Origin of the sequence: Mesorhizobium sp. WSM3864, assembly GCF_002294955.1 — a bacterium.
Classification (GTDB): Bacteria; Pseudomonadota; Alphaproteobacteria; order Rhizobiales; family Rhizobiaceae; genus Mesorhizobium.
The window spans coordinates 96748-121430 of sequence record NZ_NSGD01000011.1 but is presented as its reverse complement, the minus strand read 5'-3'; the positions used below and the strand labels follow the sequence as shown (position 1 = coordinate 121430).

The following is a 24683-nucleotide window of genomic DNA, read 5'->3' as shown; positions in this document are numbered from 1 at the left end:
TAATCATCTTTTCTTCAGAAGGTGAACGGCGATCGGAACCGTGCATCAACCATATAAGTCGCGAAGTTCGCCTGCGATAATGACCCTATGAATTCTGAAGCGCAAGTTCGTCCGACAAACCGGGCCGGCAGCGACACCGACGCTGCGCGCCCTGCCCTCGCCGGACTGGCCGATGCACTGCCGCCACATGTCTGGTTCTGCGTCAGCGCGATCTTCCACTATCTCGGGCCGGCCTTCGCCGTGCTGCTGTTCGCTCAGGTCGGCGTGCTCGGCATGGCCTGGCTGCGCATCGCCACGGCCGCGCTCGTCTTCGCGCCGCTTACCAGGCCATGGACGGTTTTCGCGCGCGCCGACCGCTCGGCCCGCCTGCTGCTGTTGGCCTTCGGCGCCTGCCTGGCGGTGATGAACTGCGCCTTCTATCTGGCTCTAGACCGCCTGCCGATCTCGCTGGTCGCCGCGATCGAATTTGTCGGCACCATAGGCGTCGCGATGGTCGGCCTCAGAACCCCGCGCAATTTCGCGGCGCTCGCCATCGCTGTCGCCGGCACGTTGCTGCTCATCGATGTCAAATGGTCGAGCGATCCCGTCGGCCTGTTCTGGGCTTTTCTCAACGGCGCGCTGTTCATCGGCTATATCGTTTTGGGCCACCGCATCGCCCGAACTGGCCTCGGCATCGCCGGCCTCGGCACCGCCATGGCGATCGCCTTGCTCGTCGTGCTGCCGGTCGGCTTCAGCGAGGCGCTGCCAGCCTTCTCGGCGCCGCAACTGCTGATCGCCGGTATCGGCGTCGGCCTCTGCTCCTCCGTCATCCCCTACATTTGCGATCAGCTCGCCATGGCGCGGCTGCCGCGCGCGAGCTTCGCGCTCATGCTATCGCTCTTGCCGCTCACCGCGACCCTGATCGGCGTGGTCGTGCTCAGGCAGGTTCCGAGCCTCACCGATTGCCTCGGCATCGCGCTGGTTGTGGCGGGCGTCGCCATGCACAAGCCAGCGCCGGAGTGATCCGCCGCCGTCGAGGTGTGTTGAGATTCAGGTCAGGCCGAGCGAGAATGGTGGATTCCGAGAACCGGAGCGGAGCGTACTTTGAAGTACGTGAGCACCGGAAGCGCAGGAAGCCGCCATTCGCAGGCCGGGCTCACCTGAATATCAACACACCTCAGGCCAGTTTCTCCTTAAGGAAGGCGAGCGTCCTCCCCCAGGCCAGATCGGCCGCCTTCGTGTCGTAGCGCGCGGCCGAGGTGTCGTTGTTGAAGGCGTGGTTGACGCCGTCATAGACATAGACGGTGTATTCGATATGCGCGGCGTCGAGCGCCTTCTTGTAGGCGTCGATGCCGGCATTGATGCGCTCGTCCAGCCCGGCATAATGCAGCAGCAGCGCCGCCTTGATCTTCGGCACATCCTCGGCCTTCGGCTGCATGCCGTAATAGGCGACGCCGGCGCTGAGGTCCGGCGCATTGACGGCGAGCGTGTTCACCGTGCCGCCACCCCAGCAGAAGCCGACCGCGCCGACCTTGCCGTTGCTGTCTTGGTAAGTCTTGAGATAGGCGACCGTCGCTACGCCGTCGGCCGCGACTTGGGCAGCATCGAGCTTGCTGAACATGTCGCGCGCCTTGTCCTCGTCGGCGGGAGTGCCGCCGAGCGGCGACAGGAAGTCCGGCGCCAGCGCGACGAAGCCTTCCAGCGCCACGCGCCGGGCGACGTCGCGGATATGCGCATTGAGCCCCCGGTTCTCATGGACGACGATCACAGTGCCGAGTTTGCCGGACTGGTTCGCCGGCTTGACCAGATAGCCCTTCATCTCGCCGCTGCTGCCGGGATAGGTGATGTCCTCGCCCTTCACCCTCGGATCGTTCTCGGCGACGATCGCCGCCTTGGCCGAATTCGCAGCCAGCATCGGCGCGATCGCGGCGGCCGCGGCGCCCGATCCAGCGAGCCGGGTCAATTGCTCAATGAAGCGCCGCCGGTCCAGCGTCAGATGCGTATATTCGTCATAGGCATCGATCATCGCCTGAGTGATGATGGGCTGCGTGACGACAGGCTTGGCGGCAGGTTCGGTCATGGCTCTCCTCGACGACTGTTTGACGCGCAAGATAGGGTTAGAACGCGCACGGTCCAGTCATCCGCCGGCGGCGGCGGCCCTCGGACCCAACTTCGACCAATGACGATTGCCGGTGGCTTCTGCATCCATCACATTTTGGTCATTTCCGAAAACGTTGATGGTGCTGTCACATTGGGATGGGAAACTGCGGAGCGGCCCCGCCCGGTCCGAACGGCAAAAAGGGGAATGCCGGGAACGTGATGGCCGCTGGCGCAACGCCTTGGCTCAGGCGGCGGCTGTCGTCGCTGCAGGGAGCGCTTGGCGGCGTGGTCGGCGAAAAGGCCGGCGCGATTGGATGTCCTCGTCTACTTGGGCAGCGTGTAAGCCATCACATAGTCGCCCGGCTTGGTGCCGACCGAACCGTGGCCGCCGGCGACAATGACCACGAACTGGCGGCCGTCGGCGACGGTGTAGGTCATCGGTGTCGACTGGCCGCCGGCCGGCAGCCTCGCGCGCCAGAGCTGCTTGCCCGTCGTAAGGTCATATGCGCGCAGATAGTCGTCGACCGCGGCCCCGAGGAAGGCAACGCCACCGGCCGTGATCATCGGCCCGCCGATGCCTGGAACGCCGACCTTGAGCGGCAGGGGCAGCGGCGTCATGTCGTAGACGGTGCCGTTGCGATGCTTGTAGGCGATCTGGCCGGTTCTCAGGTCGACGCCGGCGACATAGCCCCAGGGCGGCGCCTGACAGGGAATGCCGAGTGGCGACAGGAATGGCCCCATCACCACCGCGTAAGGCGCGCCCTCATTGCGGTTGAGCCCTTGCTCGCTGCCCTTGGTGTCGCCGGGCGGCGGCACGTCCGCGCGCGGAATGAGTTTCGACGTGAAAGCGAGATAAGTCGGCATGCCGAACATCACCTGTCGCACCGGGTCGACCGCGACGCCGCCCCAGTTGAACACACCGAAATTGCCGGGATAGACCAGCGTGCCCTGCAGCGAGGGCGGCGTGTAGCGTCCCTCGTAACGCAGTCTCTTCAGTTCGATCCGACACGCCAGCTGATCGAACATGGTGATCCCCCACATGTCGGCGCCGGTCAGCGGCTTCGGGTTGAACGACAGGTCGGAGGACGGCTGCGTCGGCGAGGTATGGTCGCCTTCGATCGCTCCGCCCGGTGCCGGCACTTCCTTCACCGGAATGATCGGTTCGCCAGTGCGCCGATCGAGCACATAAAGATCGCCCTGCTTGGTCGGCCCTACCAGTGCCGGCACCACGCCGCTCCCCGTCGTGATGTCGACCAGCGTCGGCTGCGCCGGCACGTCCATGTCCCACAGGTCGTGATGCACCGTCTGGCGCACCCAGCGCAACTGTCCGGTGTTGAGGTCGAGCGCAGTGATCGAGGAGGAGAATTTTTCGACATCGGCGCTGCGGCCCATGCCGAGCTGGTCGGGCGTCTGGTTGCCGAGCGGCAGGTAGAGCAGGCCAAGCTTCTCGTCGGCGCTCGCCGTTGACCACATGTTGGGCGAGTTGTTGGTGTAGTTCTGCCCCGCCGGCAGCGGCGTCGTCTGATCCGGTTTGCCGGAATCCCAATTCCACAACAGCGCGCCGGTGCCCGCGTCATAGGCGCGGATGACGCCCGACGGCTCCTCGGTCGAATAATTGTCGTTTACCGCGCCCCCAACGATGATCTTGCCGGCGAGGATGAGCGGCGCCGAGGTCGAGTAGTAATAGCCCGACTTCGGAAAGGGCATGTTGGCCATCAGGTTCAGCGTGCCGCCTTCGGCGAAGGACGGACAAACTTGCCCGTTCGCGGCATCGAGAGCGATCAGCCGGGCGTCCGAAGTCGGCAGGTAGATGCGTGCCGCGCAGGGCTGGCCCGCCGCGATCTTCGCATCGGCGTAATAGGAAACTCCGCGGCAGGTCTGGTGCTGGCGGTTGGGATCGAGCTTGATCTTCGGGTCGTAGCGCCATTTCTCCTTGCCGGTCGCGGCATCGATGGCGATGGCGAAATTGTGGGGCGTGCAGATGTAGAGCGCATCACCGACCTTGAGTGGCGTTACCTGATAGGTCGTCTCGCCGATGTCGTCCGGACCCTTCATGTCGCCGGTGCGGTAGGTCCAGGCCGGCTGCAGCTTGGCGACATTATCCGGCGTGATCTGAGCGAGCGGCGAGTAACGCTGGCCGAACGGCGTGCGGCCGTAGAAATGCCATTCGCCCGCCGGCATGTCGCCGCCGAGATTGGCCGTCGGCGTCACCTTATCGGTGTTGAGCGTTCCGCCGATGTCCTTCGGATCGGCGGTCATCGAATAGCCGGCCACTGCAAGCGATGCGAGCACCGCCAGGATGAGCGGAGCGCGTCCGTCCGGACCGGTGAATCCCCGCCTGGCCCATGGCGTCAGCAGCCAGAGCGCGATGAGAACGATGATGCCGCCGCGCGGGCCGAGCTGCCACCAATCAAAGCCGGTTTCCCACACCGCCCAGCAGAGCGAGGCGAGCACGATCGCGGCATAGAGCCAGAGCCCTGTCGATCTGCGGCAGAAAACGAGCCAGGCGGTGATCAGGAAGGCCAGTCCGGCAATCAGGTAGTACCAGCTGCCACCCAACGTCACCAGCCAGATGCCGCCGCCGCCGAGGACCAGGCCGATAAGCAAAAGGACGAGGGAGGTGATGGTGACAGCCAAGACGATACTCCTTCGACTGTTGCGCGCTTGCGGCGCCTCTGAGGCAACGGCTTGCCGTCCCTGCCCTGTTGGCAGCTTTCTCTCGCAAGTTGCGCCTGTCAAGGCGGCCCCGAACAGGAACAACTAGAACAAAACGGAGACACTTCTGGCCTTTCGCTGCCGAATCACTACATTCGGGGGCGATGTCCGGCTTTTCGGAAGACATGCCCTTTTTTGACGAACCGAATGCGCGGCCCGCCGCCCCATCCGGTCTTGCCGCGCGCGCCATGGCCGCACGCAACGCGCAGAACCGTGCGCCCGATTATCTGAACGGCCTCAATCCCGAACAGCGGCTCGCTGTTGAAACGACCGAAGGCCCGGTTCTGGTGCTGGCCGGCGCCGGCACCGGCAAGACGCGGGTGCTCACCACGCGCATCGCCCACATCCTTGCCACCGGCAGGGCCTTTCCCTCGCAGATTCTCGCCGTCACCTTCACCAACAAGGCCGCGCGCGAGATGAAGCAGCGCATCGGCTTGCTGATCGGCGAGCAGAATGTCGAGGGCATGCCCTGGCTCGGCACCTTCCACTCGATCGGGGTCAAGCTGCTGCGCCGCCATGCCGAGCTTGCCGGATTGAAATCCGATTTCACCATTCTCGATACCGATGACGTGGTGCGGCTGATCAAGCAGCTGATCCAAGCCGAAAGTCTGGACGACAAGCGCTGGCCGGCCAAGACCTTCGCGCAGATGATCGACAACTGGAAGAACAAGGGCCTTGGCCCCGACGAGATTCCGGAAGGCGACGCGGGCAGCTTCGGCAACGGCAAGGGGCGCCAGCTCTACAAGGCCTATCAGGAACGGCTGCAGACGCTGAATTCCTGCGACTTCGGCGATCTCCTCTATCACCCGATCCGCATCTTCCGCGCCTATCCGGACGTGCTGAAGGACTATCACCGCAAGTTCAAATACATCCTGGTCGACGAGTACCAGGACACCAATACCGCGCAATACATGTGGCTGCGCTTGTTGGCGCAGAGGCCGCAATCCTCCCCCCTTGAGGGGGAGGTGTCCGCGAAGCGGACGGAGGGGGTCGCCGCGGAAGGCGCCGCCCAGTCATCAGGCGCCGGAGCGTCGAGCACTGCCGCGAGGACGCCTCCCGACCGGGCTTCACCCGGCCACCCTCCCCTCAAGGGGGAGGGAAACCGACGTCAATCCACTGTCAACATTTGCTGCGTCGGCGACGACGACCAGTCGATCTATGGCTGGCGCGGCGCCGAGGTCGACAATATCCTGCGCTTCGACAAGGATTTTCCCGGCGCCACCATCATCAGGCTGGAGCGCAACTACCGCTCCACCGCGCATATACTGGGTGCGGCTTCGCATCTCATCGCCCACAATGAGGGCCGCTTCGGCAAGACGCTGTTCACCGACCGCAACGACCCCGAGGACGACAAGGTGCATGTCCATGCCGCCTGGGATTCGGAGGAAGAGGCGCGCGCCATCGGCGAGGCGATCGAGGCCTACCAGCGGCAAAAGCACAACCTCAACGATATGGCGATCCTGGTGCGCGCGTCCTTCCAGATGCGCGCCTTCGAAGACCGCTTCATCACGCTCGGCTTGAGCTACCGAGTCATCGGCGGTCCGCGCTTCTACGAACGGTTGGAAATCCGCGACGCGCTGGCCTTCTTCCGCGTCGTCGCCAACAGCGGCGACGACCTTGCCTTCGAGCGCATTGTCAACGTGCCGAAGCGCGGGCTCGGCGAAGCCACCATCCGCCAGATCCACGACACCGCGCGCGCCATGCAAATCCCGATGCTTGAGGCCGCGGCGACGCTCGCCGAAAGCGACGAGCTGAAGCCGAAGCCGCGCGCCGCGCTGCGCGAGGTCGCGGCCAATTTCGAGCGCTGGCAGAAGGCGCTGGAGACCACGCCGCACACCGAGCTCGCCGAGACCATCCTCGAGGAGAGCGGCTACACCGACATGTGGAAGAACGAGCGTTCGGCGGAAGCGCCCGGGCGGCTGGAGAACCTCAAGGAACTGATCCGCTCCATGGAGGAGTATGAATCCCTGCGTTCCTTCCTCGAGCATGTCGCGCTGGTCATGGAGGCCGAGCAGGGCGAATCGCTCGATGCGGTCTCGATCATGACGCTGCATTCGGCGAAAGGGCTTGAATTCGAGACCGTATTCTTGCCCGGCTGGGAGGAAGGTCTGTTCCCGCATCAGCGCGCGCTGGACGAAGGCGGCCGCTCCGGCCTCGAGGAAGAACGCCGCCTCGCCTATGTCGGCCTGACTCGCGCGAAAAAGAACCTGCACGTCTGGTTCGTCTCAAACCGCCAGATCCACGGCCTGTGGCAATCGACCATTCCGTCGCGTTTCGTCAATGAATTGCCGGAAGCCCATGTCGATGTCGCCGACGGCGGCAATTCCTATGGCGGCTACGGCAATCCCTATGGCGGCGGCTCCTTCGCCTCGGGCCGCGGCGGCGGCCGGCAGAATCCCTACGGCGCTTCGCGCTTCGACAATATCGGTGCGGAAAAATCCGGCAGCTTCTCCAACACCTATGCGACGCCCGGCTGGCAGCGCGCGCAGGCGAACCGCACCGAAGCGACCGACCGCAACTGGGGCACACGCTCCGGCCACCAGGTCGAACGCATCGGCTATGGCGAGACTGACAGCGGCTATGGCGCCGGCCGCACCTCGGTGAAAGGCCGCACCATCGAAGGCGAGCTGGTCGCCAAATCGGTCGCCGACACACCTTCGCCATTCAAGCTCGGCGACCGCGTCTTCCACCAGAAATTCGGCAACGGCAATATCGCCGCCATCGACGGCAACAAGCTGACCATCGACTTTGACAAGGCCGGCCAGAAACGTGTGCTGGACGGGTTTGTCATCAGCGTTTGAGCGGCGGCCGCCAACGGATTACCGTCCGAAAACCGCAGCCTCTCAGCGATACCGCGCCTGGTTCCATTTGTGGCCGAGCAGGGACAGGATGATGATCAGCCCGTTGAAGAACTGCACGTAAAAGCCGCTGAGGCCCGCGGCGACGACGCCGGTCTGGATGAACGACACGGTGACCGCGCCGATCGCGCCGCCGACCACTGTACCGATACCGCCCCAGGTCGGCGTGCCGCCGACGAACACCGATGCCAGCACCGGCAGCAGGTAGCCGTCGCCCGCCGTCGGCCACCAGGTGAAGTTGATCATCACCGAGAAGGTTCCGGCGATCGCCGCCCCGATGCCGGTGAAGACGAACACCTTGACCCGGACGCGCTGAACGTCGATGCCCATTTGCTTGGCGCTGTCCGGATTGTCGCCGACCACCTTGACCTGGGCGCCGAAGCGGTGGCGGTTGTAGAGCAGCGCCGAAAACACGACGAAGGCGATCGCCCAGAAGATCTGCACCGGGATGCCCCAGAGCTGGCCGGAGAAGATCGCGTAAGCTGAGCTGTCGGCCAGACTGGTCAGCGCCGTCGACTTGCCCTCGTTGATGATCTGGATCAGCCCGCGCAGCAGGAAGTTCATGCCGAGCGTGGCAATCAGCGACGACAGGCCGCCATAGACCACCAGCGATCCGACCAGGAAGCCGAGCAGCGTGCCGGTGAGAAGCGCCGCGGCGATGCCGAGGAACGGATCGTAGCCGGCCTGCACGACGATCGCGAAGGCCCATGAGGCGAAACCCATCGTCGCCGGGAACGATAGGTCGATCTCGCCGCAGGTGACTACGAAGACCAGCGGCACGACAACGAACAGCGCGACGGGAAGCGTCGTCAGCACCGAGCTGTAAAGATACCAGGTGGTGAAGACGGTCGGGTTGGCGATCATGAAGATCGCCATCATGACGATGAACACGGCGAGCGTGCCTAGCGCCGCGCGATTGTCGAGGACGAAGCCGCGCAGCCAGTGATCGGAAGGATGACTCCACTGCTTGCTTGATTCTGTCGGGCCGCTTGCCCTTCCCAGAGGTGTTTGCAGATCGGGTTCCATGGCCTTGCTCATCACGCTCTCTGCTCCGCTCCGCCCGCCTCGTGCAACCACCCTGGCAGGCCACCCGGATGCGCGATCTCTTCCATAAAGTTGATGAGGTCGTCGGCTGACTTGACCTCGCTGCGGTCAGCCGTCAACGCCATCTTGCCGCGGTCGAGCACCACGAAGCGGTCGGCGATGTCGAAGACATGATGAATGTTGTGGCCGATGAACAGGATCGAGCGGCCACTCGCCCGCACCTGGCGCACGAAATGGAAGACCTTGGCGGTCTCCGTCAGCGACAGCGCCGTCGTCGGCTCGTCGAGGATAATCAGCTCCGCCTGCTTGTAGATGGCGCGCGCGATCGCCACACCCTGACGCTCGCCGCCCGAAAGCTGGCCGACGATGGAATGCGGCGTGAACACTTTCGAGGTGAAGCCGATCTCGCGCATCAGCCGGCTTGCCTCCTCGATCTCCTTGTTGACTTTCAGCCAGCCCATGAAGCCGGTCAGCTCGCGGCCCATGAAGATGTTGCGCACGATCGTCTGCTGCACGGCCAAAGCGCGGTCCTGGAAGACTGTCTCGATGCCGGCATCGCGCGAGCGGGCGGCACTCCATCCGGTCACCGGCTTACCGCGTACGAGGATGTCGCCGCTTGTCGGCTTGACCACGCCGGATAGGATCTTGATCAGCGTCGATTTGCCGGCGCCGTTGTCGCCGATCAAGCCGACCACCTCGCCGCGGTCGACGCTGAGGTTGACGCCGCCCAGCGCATAGACCTGGCCATAGGATTTCTTGATGTCGCGCAGTTCGATGATGCGTTCGCCCATGCGATCCTCGCTTCCAATTGTCTTATCGGCCGCTTGCCGGCGATCCGGTCGGCCGGGCCCAACCCCGACCGACCGCGTGGGAGGTCAACGCAGCGCCTGCTTGGCCAGCTCGGCGACGATCTCGTAATTCTGCGGCGTGACGAAGCCGGCGCCGGTATCGACATTCATCGGCGCCAGACCCAGCACCACCTGCTGGCAAAGGCTCAAAATCGGCAGATAGCCCTGCAGGAAAGGCTGCTGGTCGGCCGTCAGCTGCACCCAGCCGCCCTTGAAGCCTTCGACGATCTGCGGGCTGGTATCGAAGCCGAAGTTGAAGATGTCGCCGGGCTTGCGTCCCGCCGCCTGCATATAGGTGGCGACGTTGCCGAGCATCTGTCCGCCGGGATAGCCGACCGCCTTGACGTCGGGGTGGTTGAGCAGAGCCGCGGTGATCACCGGAATGGCGAGGTTCGGATCGGACGCCCACTCGCCGCTCGACGGCGAGGACAGCTGGATCACCTCGACACCCGCCTCCTTCAGCGCCGCGACCGTGCCGCGCTCGCGCGCGCCGCGATTCTCGTTCTCGAACGGGCCGATCATGATCGCCTTGTCGCCGGCCTTGAGCTTGCCGAGCTTGAACGCCTCTGCGCCGAGCGCGCGGCCCTGCTGCTCCTGCTGCGCGCCGACATAGCCGCCGCCGAACGCTTCCACCACCTTCGGCACCGGCACGTTCTGGTACATCATCTTGATGCCGTCCTTGTGCGCCTGTTCGGCCAGCGGCATGATCGCGGCATCGCCCGGATGGCCCATCATGGCGATCCCTTGCGGCTTGACCGCGACCGCCTCGCGCAATTGCTGCACCATCTTCTCGACATCCCACTGGGAGAAGATGTAGTCGACCTTCGGCCCAAGATCGGCCGCCGCCTGCTTGGCGCCATTGTAGACGATGGTGCCGAAGGCGTCGCCCTCGGCGCCGCCGACGAAGAAGCGGATATGGACGTCCTTGCACCATTGGGCGTCAAGCGCCTTTGCCGGCAAGGTGGAGATCGAAGCGCAGAGCGCCGCGGCAGCCGCCACGACGGTCGAGCGCAGAACAGTCCTTCTGGTCGTGATGCTCATGCACGTTCCTCCCTTTTGGTCCCTCGCAACGGAGGGTTTCGACGATTGCTTCGGCCGTAGTCTTGGTGGCCGGCTCCTCCCGCCGGCCGGTCCTCACACCGGATTGGGCAGGTAGCTGGCTCCTCCCCTGCACTGCTTCAGATAGTCCAGCGCCCGCACCTGACCGGTCATCTCGAGGTCGCCGCGATAGACCGGGTCGTGCCAGCCTTCGATGTCGATGGCGCCCTTGTAGCCGGCCAGCCGCAATTCGCTGATCACCCGCGTCCAGTCGCTGTCGCCGAAGCCGGGGCTGCGCATCTGCACGAATGGCAGCCGCCCGAACACGCCGTGCTCGCGGATCACGTCCCAGCGCACGGTCGCGTCCTTGCCGTGGACGTGGAAGATGCGCGGCGCCCATTTGCGGATCTGCGGAATCGGGTCGATCAGATAGACGAGCTGGTGGCAGGGTTCCCATTCGAGCCCGAGATTGTCGTCGGGCAATTCGTTGAACATCAGCTCCCAGGCGTCGGGATTGTGGGCGATGTTCCAGTCGCCGCTCGCCCAGTTGCCGTCCATGGCGCAGTTCTCGAAGGCGATGCGCACGCCCTTGTCGGCGGCGCGCCTGGCCAGCGGCCCCCAGACCTCGCGGAAACGAGGCAGGCTGTCGGTCAGCTTCTTGCCGCGCAGCCGGCCGGTGAAGCCGCAGACCATCGTGGTGCCGAACAGATGTGCGTTGTCGATGACGGTCTCCCAGGCCGCGAGCACGCCGCGGTCGACCTCGCCGTTCTCCAGCGGATTGCCGAACACGCCGATTGATGAGACGGCGACGTCCGCATCGCCGATCGCTTCGCGGATTTCGCCCGCCAGGCGCTTTAGGTCCTTGCCGCCCAGCGTCTGCCAGAAAAAGGGCTGGATGCTCTCGAAGCCGAGCGGCAGGATCTGTTTCACATAGGCGGCCGGGTCGTCGAGATTGGCTCGCACCATGGTGCCGATCCTGATGTCGAGAAGCGGGTTCGGCATCACGGCGTTTCCTTTGCGATTGCGACGCGGCGTCCGGTCTCGGCGCTTTCGATGGCGCCAAAGACCATGGCCAGGCTTTTGATGTTGTCGGTGCCGCGCGTCTCCGGTTCGGTGCCAGTCTCGATCGCGCGCATGAAATCCTGGATGATGCCGAGATGGCCGTCGACTCTGTCGGCCGCGTCGAGCGCCGGCACCTCGATCGACTGGGTCTTGTCGATGATACCGTCGCGGCCGGACGCAACCACCTCGGCCTCCAACCCGTCATGCCCGTCCCACAACAGGCTGCCGCGCTCGGCGACGATGCGCCAGCTGCCTTCCCAACTCGTGCGGAAACCGTCCGCGCACCAGGAGCCGGCATAGGTGAAGACCTTGCCGCCGCCGAAATCGAACACCGCGCTGGCCGACGAGCCCTGACGGTACCAGGAATTGGCCGGCTCCCACTCCTGGCAATAGACGCCGGCCGGTTCGCCGGCGACCATGTAGCGGGCGGCGTCGAACGTGTGGATCGCCATGTCGAGCAAGAGCACGTGGCGCATCTCCTCGCGAAAGCCGCCGAAATGCGGCGCGACGAAGAAGTCGGCGTGGATGCTGGTCGGCGCGCCGATGGCGCCGGAGGCCAGGAACCGCCTGATCCGCCTGACATTGGCGACGTAGCGCCGGTTCTGGACGACGGCATGGACGCGCCCGGCCTGGCGCGCTGCCGCGATGATGGCGCGCGCATTTTCTGGGCTGTCGGCGAGCGGCTTTTCGGTGAGCAGATGGCAGTTATGGGCAAAGGCCGAAAGCGCGACCTCGCGCCGGGCGGCAGGAACCACGACATCGAACACGGCATCGGGCCGGGTCTGGTCGAGAACGGCATCGAGGCTGGTGCCGATGACGGCATTGGTGAGGTCATACTCGCGCGCCCTCGCCTGAGCCCGGTCGGCATCGAGATCGACAAGGCCGGCAATGGCAAGTCCGTCGATCTGCCTCGCGGCATCGAGCCAGTGCCTGCTCATGGCTCCGCATCCGACCAGGACGATCTTCATCATCCAGCGCTCCTCCTCCGCTCGGCCCCTCCAGGCCGAGTGTCACGGCATTTCCGGCATCACCGTAAACGTTTTTCCGTAAACGTTTACGAGAACACACCCGATGGCGTAGAATGTCAATCACCTGCTCGCGAAAATCGACATCCGCTGCTTGGCCTGAACGCCGGCCGGTGCTAGCGAAGTCAGGGGGAGAACCTGCCTTGGCGTCCAGCATCCACGATCTCGCGCGTCACCTGAACATTTCGATCGGCACCGTGTCGCGAGCGCTGAACGGCCGCGCCGACGTCAATGCGGAGACGCGCCAGCGCGTGCTCGAGGCGGCCAGGAAGCTGAACTATTCGCCCAACCAATCGGGCCGCAGCCTGCGCCAGGGCGCCACCCGCTCGATCGCCTTCATGCTGCAGCCGCATCCCGGCGACCAGCAATATGGCGAGCCGTTCTTCATTCCGTTCCTGACCGGCCTGCAGGCGCGGCTCGCCGAGCATGACCTGGATCTGATGGTCGTCATGGGCGAGCCCGGCCAATATCAGCAGGAGCGGCTGCGCCGCGTGGTTGAGACGCGCCGGGCCGACGCGGTCGTGTTGGCCAATACACGGCGGGAAGACGATCGGATCGACTATCTGAGCAAGGCCGGCTTTCCCTTCGCCACGCTTGGCCGAAGTCAATCCGGCGGCGACACCTATCCTTCGCTCGATATCGATTTCGAGAGGGCGGGTGATGAAGCCGTCGACCGGCTGGTTGCGCGCGGCCACCGCCGCATAGCTGCCATCCGCCCTTCGCTTGATCTCAACTTCGGCTACCTGTTCCTCGACGGCTACCGCAAGGCTCTGAAGCGGCACGGCATCGAAGTCGACCCCGGCCTGATCGCCGACGGCTTCATCAACGAGACCGGCGGCTACCAGGTGACGCCGCGTGTCATGCTCTCCAAGGACCGGCCGACAGCCATCATCTTCAACAATGACGCGATGGCGCTCGGCGGCTGCAAGGCACTGGCCGAGATGGGCATCAGGCCCGGCCACGACATCGCGGTGATCGTCATCGTCGACACGCCGCTCTGCCGCTACTTCTCGCCGACGCTGACCGCCTTCCGTCCGGCGCTGGAGCCGATGGGCCGGCGGCTGGCCGAGATGCTGCTGGCGTCACTCCCGGCCCATGCCGGTCCGGAGGGGCCACGCACGATCCGCGAAGTCTGGCCGCTGGAGCTCGTCGCGCGCGAGAGCGATTGAGCACCCTCTCCTTCTCCCCTTGCGGGAGAAGGTGTCGCCGAAGGCGACGGATGAGGGGAGCTCCAGGGAAAGCCAACGTCTCGCTCCGCTGGAACACCCTCATCCGTCTCGGCGCTGCGCGCCGATCCACCTTCTCCCACAGGGGGAGAAGGAAGGAGCCCCACTCCTGTCACGCAAGTATCATGTTCGCGTCCTAGACCCGATGTGACGCCATTCCGGCTCTGCTCGTTATATGGGGACATCATGAAGCACCTCAACCGAACCGTCGCGCTTGGCGCGGCAATCGCCCTGTTCACCGTGCTGAGCCCTGCGCTCGCCGAGGGTGTTGGCTATGTCAACAAGGGGCTGGTCGGCGTTGGCCGCATCCCCGCCAGCCAGAAGGACAAGTTCGGCGAGACCTTTGGTTCGGGCTCCGGCATGGCGATCGACGCCGAGAGCTGGGCGCGTGACGGCGCCGGCTACAAAGGCTCGCTCTGGCTGCTGCCGGACCGCGGCTACAACGTCGCCGGCACCACCGACTACCGGCCCCGCTTGAACACAATTGCAATCGAGCTGACCCCGACCGCCCCGGGCGCGGCGCCCGCCGCCGGCCAGGAACAGTCGGGCGTCAAGACAACGCTCGCCGACACCATGCTTCTGACCGACGACAAGGGCGCCGACGCCACCGGCCTCGACCCGCTCAACGGCGTGCGCCCCGCTGCCGGCGACATGCCGATCCTGCCGCAGGCCGACAACGGCAAGCTTTCGCTCGACGACGAGGCGATCGTGCGCCTGCCCGACGGCACCATGTTCATTTCCGACGAATATGGCCCCAACATCTATCGCTTTTCGGCCGACGGCCGCCTGATCTCGGCGACGCAGCCGCCGGCGGCCCTGGTGCCGATGCGCCATGGCAAGCCGAACTTCGCTTCCGACAATCCTGGCCCGGGTGCCGCCGAGCCGGATCCCAAGGATCCCGAGACCGGCCGCCAGAACAATCAGGGCCTCGAAGGCATGTCGATGACGCCGGACGGCAAGTTCCTGATCGTCGTGCTGCAGTCGGCGCCGCGCCAGGATGGCGGCGATTCCGGCTCGACCCGCCGGAATGCCCGCGCGCTGGTCTATGACGGCTCCGACCTTGCCCACCTCAAGCTGGCGCACGAATATGTCGTGCCGCTGCCGGTGTTCAAGGACGCCAAGGGCAAGACCAAGGTGGCCGCGCAGAGCGAGATCGTGGCGCTGTCCGACAAGAGCTTTCTGATGCTGGCACGCGACAGCGGCAACGGCCAGGGGCTGAAGGACGCCGAGTCGGTCTACCGCAAGATCGAGATCGTAGACCTTTCCGCCGCTACCGATATCGCCAACGGCCCGCTCGACGCCGCCGACAAGCCGGTTGCGCCGAAAGGCGTGCTCGATCCGTCGGTGACGCCGGCCAAGCTCACCTCGTTCATCGACATCAACGACAAGGGCGAACTCGGCCGTTTCGGCCTGCACAACGGCGCGCCGAACGACAGGAACAACCTCTCGGAGAAGTGGGAGGCGATGTCGCTGGTGAGCGTGCTGGACCCGAAGCTGCCCGACGACTATTTCCTGTTCGTCGCCAACGACAACGACTTTCTCACCCAGGACGGCTTCCAGGTCGGTGCCCCGTACAAGGCCGAGGATGGCGCCGATGTCGACACCACCTTCCTGGTCTACCAGGTTACCCTGCCCGGCCTGTCGGGGAACAGTCTCGCCGCAAACTAGTTGCGAAGGCATCTGGCCCAGCCCCAACGGATGCAGAAGCATCAGGCTGCGATACCATCGCGGGCCTGATGCATCTTCGGTGCCCGCCATGGACGACAACAAGCCCGCTCGCCGGGGACCGGCGACCTGACAAGCGGCCCCATCTCCGAGGACCCTCCGGCCGCAGGCGAACCGCTGGACACCGGGTTCGGCGTGCCGCGCCGGCGCGCCAATCTCGTCGAGACACCGAAAGGGTGAACTATCGCGCGTATCTGGCGCCGAACCCGAGCGCCACCAGCGAGAAGATGGTGATCATGCCGGCGAAGGCCAGGCTTGCCACCGTCGCGCTCGTCCAACCCGACAGCACGCCGATGCCGATGACCGGCAGCGCATTGCCGCAGAAGCAGCAGATGAAGAAGGCCGAGACCACTTCGGCGCGTCGGTCGCCCGGCGCGATCTGGTTCACCACCTGCAGGCCACCGCGATAGCCGAGTGCCGCCGCCACGCCGCAAAAGCCTGTGGCAACGATCATCATCGTCATGGAGGCGAAGGCCTGCGCCGCGACGATCAGCGCCACGGTCGGGACCATCAGAACTAGCGCGGCGAGCATCGTGAAGCGACTGGACAGGCGCGCTGTCGCCAGGATCGCCGCCGCTGCCACGATCGACAGTTCGAAGAACAGCCCGCCGGCCTCGGCGTGGTTGGTCGCATGGAGCTGCTGTGCCAGAATGCTTGGCGCGAGCGCGGCGTAGAAACCGACCAGCGCCATGGCGCCGAAGCCGGTCACCGCCGGCGCCACGAATTGCGCGCGGATTTTGTCGGGGACCGAAAGCCGCGGCTGCATTGAGACGTCGGAGAGTCGTCCGGGCCTGGAGACTGTTTCCTGAGTGCGCCAGATCAGCAGCGTGATCAGCGCAAGCAGGACCAGATAAACGGCAAATGTCAGCCTGAGCGGCCAAGGCGCGTATTGGGCGAGCAATCCCGACATCAGTGCGCCGACCCCGAGACCGACGAAATTGGTGCTGGTAGCGATGACAGCCGCGCGTGACTTGTCCTCCCCTTCGATCAGCTCAGCGAGCCAAGCGGTGCCGGTTCCCGCGCCGATCCCGATGCCGAGCCCGCTGAGGATACGGGCGATGTCGAGCCACATCAGGTTTTCAGCCAAGAGGAAAAACAGCGCGCTGACCACGGCCACGCCCATCGCCGCCATGGCTGCCGGACGGCGACCGATGACATCGGACAATCGGCCGAAAAACAGAAGTGCGGCCAAATTGCCGACCACATAGACGGCATAGACCAATGTCAGGGTGATCTGCGAGAACCCGAAGGCTTGTTTATAGATGACATAGAGTGGCGTCAGAGCCGTGCTGCCGGCAAACAGTGCAGCTATCATAGCGGCAACCGCGGCTCTTGCGACACCGCCGCCAAGTTCGTTGTCGCGCTTCATGGTTTGAGTGTAGCCGGCCATCGCGACCTCCGCTTGGTTGCAAGCCCAACGTCCGCGCAATTGCGGCTGTTCCGAATGCCGAACGCTCTCCTGACAGTTATGGCAGTATGGTCTCGCGCGAAATCCTCCCGTAACGTTCGTTAAACGAGGAGGGAAGAACCATGGGCAAGGGCCGGGTCGAAGCCTTCACCGATGGCGTTGTCGCTATCATCATCACGATCATGGTGCTGGAGCTTAAAGTGCCGCATGGCGAGGACCTTGCCGCGCTGGCGCCGCTTTGGCCGATCTTCTTCTGCTACGTCTTGTCCTTCATCAATGTCGGCATTTACTGGAACAATCTGCACAACATGTTCCATACCGTGCAGCGTGTCGACGGCCGGGTGCTGTGGGCCAACCTCAACCTCCTGTTCTGGCTGTCGCTGATGCCGGTGACGACCGCCTTCATGGGCGAGAACCACTTCGCCCCGGTGCCGGTCGCCGTCTACGGCATCGACCTCGCGCTTTGCGCCGTTGCCTATACCATCCTGGTCTTCAAGCTTCGCCACCTGCACGGTGCCGACACTACCTTCGCCAGAGCCGTGGGCCATGACCGCAAGGGTAACATTTCGCTGGCGTTCTACATTGCCGCCGTTCTGCTGACCTCGTTCAGCCAGTGGATCAGCGTGGCGATCTACGTCCTGGTGGCAATTATCTGGTTCACTCCGGACAGGCGGTTCGAGCGTCTCGTGGAAAGATAGCGGGTTCTTACTGCCGCATCGCTTTCAGTTTTTCTGCCGCCGAGGCGGCAAGGTCGGCATAGCGCTCTTCCAGCCGCTCTGCGGCCTTGATGACGGGAAAGTCATGGCCGAACTTCTCCAGCGCCAGGCGCAGCTTTTCCGCGAAGTCCGCCTGTTGCTCCAGTGCCGAAAACAGTGTCTTGACCTGCGCCTCGCTGATGTCGGGGTTGGCGAGCATCTTCGGCACATCCCGGCCCATCTGTTCGCCGGCGGCGGTCTGCTCCTTCAGGATTCCGATCCAATCGGTCAATGCCGAACTCCTTTTCCGGCAGCATGCGCGGGGCAAGCTGTTGCGGTCAACCCATTGCCGCTACCGCCGTCGATGATTGCAGCGATCAAGGCTTGCCTCGGCCCTGACCGGCGTTAAGTTCGGCTCGACCCGGAATAAGGACATCAACCATGACCAGCGACGCCGAAATCCAGACCGCCCTGCCCGCTTTCGCCTCCGGCAATGTGGCCGTCGTCACCGGTGGCGCCAGCGGCATAGGCCTGGCCGCCGCGAAGCGCTTCGCGGCCATGGGCATGAAGACCGTGCTTGCCGACATAGGCGGCGTGCGCCTCGACCAGGCCCGGCAGGCGGTCGCCGTCATTGCCGGGGACGATGCCGTTCTCCCTATCCCCACCGACGTCTCCAAGGCCGACGAAGTCGACCGGCTCGCGGACCTCGCCTACGGTGCATTCGGTGCGGTTTCGGTACTGATGAACAATGCCGGCGTCGGCAACAATCCCGGCAAGCCGTGGGAAAATCGTGAAGCCTGGAAACGGCTGCTGGACATCAATTTCTGGGGCGTCGTGCATGGTGTCGAGGCCTTTGCGCCGCGCATGCTGGCTGCGGGCGAGCCCGGCCTGATCATCAACACCGGATCCAAGCAAGGCATCACCACGCCGCCCGGCAATCTCGCCTACAATGTCTCCAAGGCGGGCGTGAAGACCTTCACCGAGGGCCTGGCCCATGCGTTGCGCAACGAGCCTGGAGCGAAGCTTTCCGCGCATTTGCTGATCCCCGGCTTCACCTATACCGGCCTGACCGAGGGCGCGACGGAAAAGCCGGCCGGCGCCTGGACGGGCGAGCAGGTGATCGATTTCATGCTGGCATCGCTCAAGCAGGACGACTTCTACATTCTTTGCCCGGACAACGAGGTCGCTCGGCCCGTGGATGAAAAGCGCATGGCCTGGGCGATCGGCGACATCATCGAAAACCGCCCCGCTTTGTCGCGCTGGCATCCGGATCACAAGGACGCTTTCGCCGCCTTTATGAACCGCTGACGGGCCGTTCAGGCGGTGCCTTCTTCTTGGAGCTTGCCTTCCCTGGCACGGTCTTCTTGGCGGCCACCTCAGCGATCTTGCGGTCGCGCCCGGAACCGTTTTTTATCGTCATAGCCTGCTTGGCCGCTGTTTCGGCGATCTTGCGGTCGTGCCGTTTTGCCGCCGCTTCGCATTTGGCGCGGATCTCCTCGACCTCCGATTCCGTCAGGTGCTCGATGCCGATGAAATGGTTGTGGGCCTCGCTGACGCGAATCAACTCGTCGAGCTTGGTCTGGATTGCGGCGCCATCGCGGTTCTGCGTGTTCTGGATCAGGAACACCATCAGGAAGGTGATGATGGTTGTCCCAGTGTTGATCACCAGTTGCCAGGTATCCGAGAAGCCGAAGACCGGCCCAGTCGCCGCCCAGATCACTACGATCAGAACGCAGACGGCAAAAGTCAAAGGCATACCGGCCAGGTGAGCCACCCAATTGGCAACCTTGGTGAAAAGCTTTTCGATCATCCAGTCCTCACAAAACGCAAGAGCGCGGTATTTCGAGAGAAACAAGGGCCGGCCTCTCCGGTTCCCGCCGGCCCGATTTTCCGCCTGCACGCGCCTGCAATCGCATACACGCGGGAGGCGCATGACGACGAAAAAACACCCTATGCGTTTGTTGCCATAGTGCCGGTGCAGGTCGAAAGCCTGCTCGTTCCGCTTCACGGCGGCTTACCGCCGGCCCCTTCCGCCGCGCCACCCCCGCATGGCGGAAGGGGCGCGCTTCACGGGTTCAGGTCGCGGCGTTTTCCCAACGATCGAGGAAGGCCTCGATCGGCAACGACTGCATGTCCGGGATCGCCCTGGCGAGTTTTTCCGGCGTCCAGTCCCACCAGGCGAGGTCTTCAATACGCGCCGCCACGTCGGCGCTAAAGCGCTGGCGCAAGGGTTTGGCCGGAACGCCGGCGACGATAGCGTAAGGCGGCACGTCCTGCGTCACCACCGCGTTGGCACCGATGACGGCGCCATTGCCGATCATGATGCCTGGCATGATGACGGCGCCATGGCCGATCCAGACATCGTTCCCGATGCTGACCGGCTTTGCCTGCCGCCGCTCTCGAAATGCCGCGTCGACGCCAAGCCAGCGGAAATATTCGTTGGGCCGGTAGCTTACCTTGTGCTGGGTCAGCCGCTCGATCGGATGCTCGAGCGCGTTGATGCGGCTGTTGGCGGCGATGGAGCAGAACTTGCCGATCGTCGTGTAGATCGCTTCCGAATGACGCTCGAAATAGGAAAAATCGCCGACCGTCACGTCGCGCAGGATCACCCGCTCGCCGATCGATGCATAGCGGCCAAGCTTGCACCCCTTCAGCTCCGCGGTTGGATGGATGCGCGGCTCGGGATCCTTCGCAACGAGATGTTCAGGACGGTCCATGGCGCGGCTTTACGCCCGAGCGATTGGCCCCGCAAGCGGGACCAATCATCCGGGCGGATCGGAGCCTATTGCGGCTTGCCCTTGGTCCACACGACGTTCTGGCCATAGAGCGGCACGGTCGTGACCGACATCTTCGCTGAGCCGTTCTGGACCTGGCGCGAATGCGAGAGATAGATCAGCGTCTCGTTCTTCTTGTCGTAGATGCGGTTCACCACCTGTTTCTTCCAGATCAGGCTGAGGCCCTGCTTGAACACCTCTTCGCCGCGCTCGCTCATGTCGATGTCGCCGATGGTGATCGGTCCGGTCTGCCGGCAGGAGATCGACGAGTCCGACGGATCTTCGAACCAGTTGCCCTTGTGCAACCGATCGATGATGCTGCGGTCGAAATAGGCGACGTGGCAGGTGACGCCGTCGACCTTTGGATCCTTGATCGCATCGATCATGATGTCGTTGCCGACCCAGTCGACGCCGACCTTGCCGACCTCGTCCGCCATCACTGCGCCGGCGCCGAGGGCAACGCAGGCGGCAATCAAGCCGATCAGTTTTCGCAAGGAAGCCTCCTCGGGTTTTGCGTTTAGCCGATGTCAGGTGGGACAGGACAATGGCATTTGCAAGCCATTCGATGATCGTCGCGACGGAGGCGCAAGGTCTCGTGGTTGCGGCAACGCGACCTCTTTGCGCGCGCGCCGCCAAACCGCTAAGACTGTCGCCGAACAGGCTCGCGCCGGATCCGCCGGGCCGCGACGATCGCGACGGATAGTTTCTGATGATGCGCTCAATTCTGGTCGGCATCCTCGTCCTGATGGCGGCGGGCATCGGCTGGCTCACTTTCGACTGGTATCGCGGCCATTATGGCGGCCAGCCCTACGGCGCACCGTTCACACTGATCGACCAGAAGAACGCGCCGATCACCGAGGCCGCGTTCCGGGGCCACCCAAGCGTGGTCTTCTTCGGCTTCACGCATTGTCCGGAAGTCTGCCCGACAACGCTGTTCGAAATGGCCGGCTGGCTGAAGACGATGGGCGACAGCGGCAAGAACCTCAACGCCTACTTCGTCACGGTCGACCCGGAGCGGGACACGCCGCAGATCATCAATTCCTACGTCGGCAACTTCTCCGACCGCATCACCGGCATCACCGGCGACCCGGACAAGGTGCATGCAATGGCTAAGGCCTTCGGCATCTACTGGAAGAAGGTCGACACCGGCGACGGCGATTACACGATGGACCACACGGCCTCCGTGCTGCTCCTCAACGCCAAGGGCGAGTTTGCCGGCACCATCGCCTATGGCGAAAGCGCCGACACGGCTATTGCGAAGCTGAAGCGGCTCGCAGCAGGCGGCCAGGCGTGATCCCGAACCGAAGGTTTGCGTAGCAACAAGTGGAACCGGTTCTCGGAAATGATCACGCTCAAACATGAGTCGCCCTGATGGGGCAGACCAGGTTCCATTTCACCGCGGGCAAGGCCGAGGCTGACCGCATCTTCGCGGCGCTTGATGCAGCTTTCGAGGACGAAGGCCTGCCGCTTGCCCTGCTGGAGGTCGACGAGGCCAATGACATCCACGAAGTGTCGCTCTATGCCGATGGCGATGTCGATGCCGTCGCAGTCCGGATCAACGGCATACTCGCGGACCTCGCCCTGCCGAAGCAGGTCGAGCGCGAGGCGCTCCCCGACATCGACTGGGTTGCACGCTCGCTCGAAGGACTGAAGCCGGTCCGCGCCGGGCGTTTCTTTGTCCACGGCGCGCATGATCGCGACAAGCGCCGCAGCGGTGACCTCGCCATTGAGATCGAGGCGGGTCTTGCCTTCGGCACCGGCCATCACGGCACCACGGCCGGCTGCCTCGAACTGCTGGAACAGGTGGTGCTGCGCGAACGCCCCGGCAACGCGCTCGACCTCGGCACCGGCAGTGCCGTGCTGGCGATAGCGCTGGCCAAGCTCGCGCACATCCCGGTGCTGGCGACCGACATCGATCCGGTCGCCGTTCGCGTCGCTGCGACCAATGCGCGACTCAATCAAGTGAAGGCGCTTGTCGAGACGGTGACGGCGCCCGGCTTCCACCATCCGATCTTCTCTAGGCGCGCGCCCTTCGACCTCATCGTCGCCAATATCCTGGCGCGCCCGCTGATGCGGTTGGCGCCCGAGATGGCCAGGCACATCAGGCTCGGCGGCTCGCTGGTGCTCTCCGGCATTCTCGACCGTCAGCGCGATGCGGTGATCTCGGCCTATGTCGGCCAAAGCTTCCGCCACGTCCGCACCTTGCACCGCGAGGGCTGGGTGACCATTCACCTCAAGCGCTGAAAACCGGATCGTTCAAGACTGGCCCTGTCGAAATCGATTCCGGTTTCGAAGACCTTGCGCTACGGTCGCGCGAGCCATTCGAGGAGATGCGGAAAAATGTTCCAGACCTTTGATTCCGCCGGCGATCCGGCTGTCGGCAAGCCGCGCGTGGCGACGCTGCGCCAATGGCTGGCCGAGAACAAGCTGGACGGCTTCATGGTGCCGCGCGCCGACGAGCATCAGGGCGAATATGTCGCCGACAGGTCGGCCCGGCTGAAATGGCTGACCGGCTTTTCCGGCTCAGCCGGCGTCGCCATCATCCTGCGCGACCGCGCCTTCATCTTCGTTGACGGCCGCTACACGCTGCAGGTGCGCAATGAGGTCGATCTTTCGATCTTCACCGTCGAGAGCCTCGTCGACAATCCGCCGGCCTCCTGGATCAAGGACAATCTCGGCAAAGGGGCCAGGCTCGGCTTCGACCCGTGGCTGCACACGATCGGCGAGATCAAGGCATTGAAAGCCTCGGCCGAGCAGTCCGGCGCGACACTGGTGCCGCTCGAGAAGAATCCGATCGATATCATCTGGGAAGATCAGCCCGAGCCGCCGCGCGCACCCGTGGAACTCCATCCGATCGCCTTCGCCGGCGAGCTCGCCAAGGACAAGCTGGCGCGGCTGGCGGGCGCGATCGAAAAGGAGGGCGCGACGCACGCCGTGCTCACCGACCCTTCTTCCATCGCCTGGGCCTTCAACATCCGCGGCGGTGACGTGGCGCATACGCCGCTGGCGCTCGGCTTCGTCATTCTTGCCGCCGACGGCAAGCATCAACTCTTTATGGACCAGCGCAAATTTTCGCGCCAGGTCGCGGCCTATCTCACCCAGCTCGCCGATCCGCACGATCCAGGCGAATTCGAAGCGGCGGTCGCCAACCTCGCCAAGAGCGGCGCAAAAATCGCGCTCGATCCCGTTCTGGCGGCGGAAAAGCTCAAGATGCTGGTCGAGGGCAATGGCGGCATCGTTGTCTCTGCGCCGGACCCCGCCCGCATTCCTCGCGCCACCAAGAACCAGACCGAGGCCGCCGGCAGCCGCGCAGCGCACCGCCGCGACGGCGCCGCAGTCGCCAAGCTGCTCTGCTGGCTCGACCGGCAGCAGCCGGATACGCTCGACGAGATCGACGTCGTGACCAAGCTCGAGGCGGTGCGGCGCCAGACCGGCGAGGAAACGCAGATGCCGCTGCGCGACGTCTCCTTCGACACGATTTCCGGCGCCGGCCCGAACGGCGCCATCATGCATTACCGGGTCTCCCGCGCCACCAGCCGCAAGCTGCAAAGCGGCGAGCTGTTCCTGCTCGATTCCGGCGGACAATACCAGGACGGCACCACCGACATCACCCGCACCGTGCCGATCGGCCAGCCGACCGAGGAGATGCGCGAGCGCTTCACACTGGTGCTCAAGGGCATGATCGGCATCTCAATGCTGCGCTTTCCGGCCGGCACGCGCGGTTCGGAAATCGATGCCGTCGCCCGCGTGGCGCTGTGGAAGCACGGCTGCGACTTCGCCCACGGCACCGGCCATGGCGTCGGCTCTTACCTCGCCGTGCATGAGGGCCCGCAGCGCATCGCCCGCACCGGCACCGAGAAACTGCTTGCCGGCATGATGCTGTCCAACGAGCCGGGCTATTACAAGGAAGGGTCCTACGGCATTCGCATCGAGAACCTGGTCCTGGTCACGCCTGCCGAGCAGATCGAGGGCGGCGACATCGCCATGCACGGCTTCGAGACGCTGACGCTGGCGCCGATCGACAAGCGCCTCATCCGCAGCGACTTGCTGACCCGCGACGAACTGCACTGGCTCGACCAGTATCACGCGCGGGTTCTGGCCGAGATCGGTCCGATGGTGGACGGCGAGACGCTGGCCTGGCTGGAGAAAGCCACGGCGCCGCTGCCGCACGACGCCAAGATCTGAC

General features: G+C 64.5%; 20 protein-coding genes and 1 pseudogene. 9 read left to right on the top strand and 12 right to left on the bottom strand.

Annotated elements, in window-relative coordinates; genetic code table 11:
• Positions 1–87 precede the first annotated feature (87 nt).
• Positions 88–1002 carry a DMT family transporter gene (locus tag CK215_RS21625; RefSeq protein WP_095832101.1) on the top strand — a complete coding sequence of 305 codons (915 nt, stop codon included), beginning with the start codon at positions 88–90 and terminating at the stop codon, positions 1000–1002.
• A gap of 154 nt (positions 1003–1156) precedes the next feature.
• On the opposite strand, the gene CK215_RS21620 is transcribed toward CK215_RS21625, so the two are convergent.
• On the bottom strand, positions 1157–2059 hold the full coding sequence (locus CK215_RS21620) for a dienelactone hydrolase family protein (RefSeq protein ID WP_095832100.1): 903 nt from the start codon (positions 2057–2059) through the stop codon (positions 1157–1159).
• A 344-nt stretch (positions 2060–2403) separates the two neighbouring features.
• The gene (locus tag CK215_RS21615) at positions 2404–4716 is read right to left on the bottom strand and encodes a glucose/quinate/shikimate family membrane-bound PQQ-dependent dehydrogenase (RefSeq protein ID WP_095832099.1); all 2313 of its coding nucleotides are present in this window, start codon (positions 4714–4716) and stop codon (positions 2404–2406) included.
• A 182-nt stretch (positions 4717–4898) separates the two neighbouring features.
• Between CK215_RS21615 and CK215_RS21610 the strand changes: the two genes are divergently transcribed.
• The gene (locus tag CK215_RS21610) at positions 4899–7595 is read left to right on the top strand and encodes a UvrD-helicase domain-containing protein (protein ID WP_095832098.1); all 2697 of its coding nucleotides are present in this window, start codon (positions 4899–4901) and stop codon (positions 7593–7595) included.
• Between the two features lie 42 nt (positions 7596–7637).
• Here CK215_RS21610 and CK215_RS21605 read toward each other — a convergent pair whose 3' ends face one another.
• The 5 genes from CK215_RS21605 to CK215_RS21585 form a co-directional block, all read right to left on the bottom strand.
• A complete protein-coding gene (locus tag CK215_RS21605) occupies positions 7638–8690 on the bottom strand; it encodes an ABC transporter permease (protein ID WP_095832097.1) in 1053 nt (350 codons plus the stop codon).
• The gene (locus tag CK215_RS21600) at positions 8690–9487 is read right to left on the bottom strand and encodes an ATP-binding cassette domain-containing protein (RefSeq protein ID WP_095832096.1); all 798 of its coding nucleotides are present in this window, start codon (positions 9485–9487) and stop codon (positions 8690–8692) included. The genes CK215_RS21605 and CK215_RS21600 overlap by 1 nt, the downstream gene beginning before the upstream one ends.
• A gap of 84 nt (positions 9488–9571) precedes the next feature.
• The gene (locus CK215_RS21595; protein ID WP_095832095.1) at positions 9572–10585 is read right to left on the bottom strand and encodes a substrate-binding domain-containing protein; all 1014 of its coding nucleotides are present in this window, start codon (positions 10583–10585) and stop codon (positions 9572–9574) included.
• Positions 10586–10678: 93 nt separating this feature from the next.
• The gene (locus CK215_RS21590; protein WP_095832094.1) at positions 10679–11587 is read right to left on the bottom strand and encodes a sugar phosphate isomerase/epimerase; all 909 of its coding nucleotides are present in this window, start codon (positions 11585–11587) and stop codon (positions 10679–10681) included.
• On the bottom strand, positions 11584–12615 hold the full coding sequence (locus CK215_RS21585) for a Gfo/Idh/MocA family oxidoreductase (RefSeq protein WP_095832093.1): 1032 nt from the start codon (positions 12613–12615) through the stop codon (positions 11584–11586). The genes CK215_RS21590 and CK215_RS21585 overlap by 4 nt, the downstream gene beginning before the upstream one ends.
• Positions 12616–12812: 197 nt before the next feature.
• Between CK215_RS21585 and CK215_RS21580 the strand changes: the two genes are divergently transcribed.
• Together CK215_RS21580 and CK215_RS21575 are read left to right on the top strand one after the other, a co-directional pair.
• Positions 12813–13838, top strand: coding sequence for a LacI family DNA-binding transcriptional regulator (locus CK215_RS21580; protein WP_066990814.1), 1026 nt, complete (start codon positions 12813–12815; stop codon positions 13836–13838).
• A gap of 243 nt (positions 13839–14081) precedes the next feature.
• Positions 14082–15563 (top strand): esterase-like activity of phytase family protein, encoded by a 1482-nt coding sequence (locus CK215_RS21575; RefSeq protein WP_095832092.1) that lies wholly within the window; start codon positions 14082–14084, stop codon positions 15561–15563.
• A gap of 238 nt (positions 15564–15801) precedes the next feature.
• Here CK215_RS21575 and CK215_RS21570 read toward each other — a convergent pair whose 3' ends face one another.
• Positions 15802–17010: an MFS transporter gene (locus tag CK215_RS21570; RefSeq protein ID WP_095832091.1), complete on the bottom strand. Its 1209-nt coding sequence runs from the start codon at positions 17008–17010 to the stop codon at positions 15802–15804.
• Between the two features lie 140 nt (positions 17011–17150).
• Between CK215_RS21570 and CK215_RS21565 the strand changes: the two genes are divergently transcribed.
• Positions 17151–17726, top strand: a complete 576-nt coding sequence (locus tag CK215_RS21565; protein ID WP_095832090.1) for a TMEM175 family protein — start codon at positions 17151–17153, stop codon at positions 17724–17726.
• 7 nt (positions 17727–17733) lie between these two features.
• On the opposite strand, the gene CK215_RS21560 is transcribed toward CK215_RS21565, so the two are convergent.
• Entirely contained in the window at positions 17734–18015 is a 282-nt protein-coding gene (locus CK215_RS21560) for a hypothetical protein (protein ID WP_095832089.1), read from the bottom strand.
• A gap of 149 nt (positions 18016–18164) precedes the next feature.
• Between CK215_RS21560 and CK215_RS21555 the strand changes: the two genes are divergently transcribed.
• Positions 18165–19031: an SDR family NAD(P)-dependent oxidoreductase gene (locus CK215_RS21555; RefSeq protein ID WP_095832088.1), complete on the top strand. Its 867-nt coding sequence runs from the start codon at positions 18165–18167 to the stop codon at positions 19029–19031.
• 109 nt (positions 19032–19140) lie between these two features.
• On the opposite strand, the pseudogene CK215_RS21550 reads toward CK215_RS21555, so the two are convergent.
• From CK215_RS21550 to CK215_RS21540, 3 genes and pseudogenes are all read right to left on the bottom strand, one after another.
• Positions 19141–19533: pseudogene (locus CK215_RS21550) on the bottom strand (low affinity iron permease family protein); the annotation flags it as partial.
• A gap of 265 nt (positions 19534–19798) precedes the next feature.
• Positions 19799–20440 (bottom strand): DapH/DapD/GlmU-related protein, encoded by a 642-nt coding sequence (locus tag CK215_RS21545; protein ID WP_067329075.1) that lies wholly within the window; start codon positions 20438–20440, stop codon positions 19799–19801.
• A 65-nt stretch (positions 20441–20505) separates the two neighbouring features.
• Positions 20506–20934: a CreA family protein gene (locus CK215_RS21540; protein WP_095779095.1), complete on the bottom strand. Its 429-nt coding sequence runs from the start codon at positions 20932–20934 to the stop codon at positions 20506–20508.
• A 272-nt stretch (positions 20935–21206) separates the two neighbouring features.
• Between CK215_RS21540 and CK215_RS21535 the strand changes: the two genes are divergently transcribed.
• From CK215_RS21535 to CK215_RS21525, 3 genes are all read left to right on the top strand, one after another.
• Positions 21207–21791: an SCO family protein gene (locus CK215_RS21535; protein WP_095802430.1), complete on the top strand. Its 585-nt coding sequence runs from the start codon at positions 21207–21209 to the stop codon at positions 21789–21791.
• Between the two features lie 77 nt (positions 21792–21868).
• On the top strand, positions 21869–22741 hold the full coding sequence (locus CK215_RS21530) for a 50S ribosomal protein L11 methyltransferase (protein WP_095832087.1): 873 nt from the start codon (positions 21869–21871) through the stop codon (positions 22739–22741).
• Between the two features lie 96 nt (positions 22742–22837).
• Complete coding sequence (locus CK215_RS21525) at positions 22838–24682, top strand: aminopeptidase P family protein (RefSeq protein ID WP_095832086.1); 1845 nt, start codon at positions 22838–22840, stop codon at positions 24680–24682.
• Position 24683: the final 1 nt, after the last annotated feature.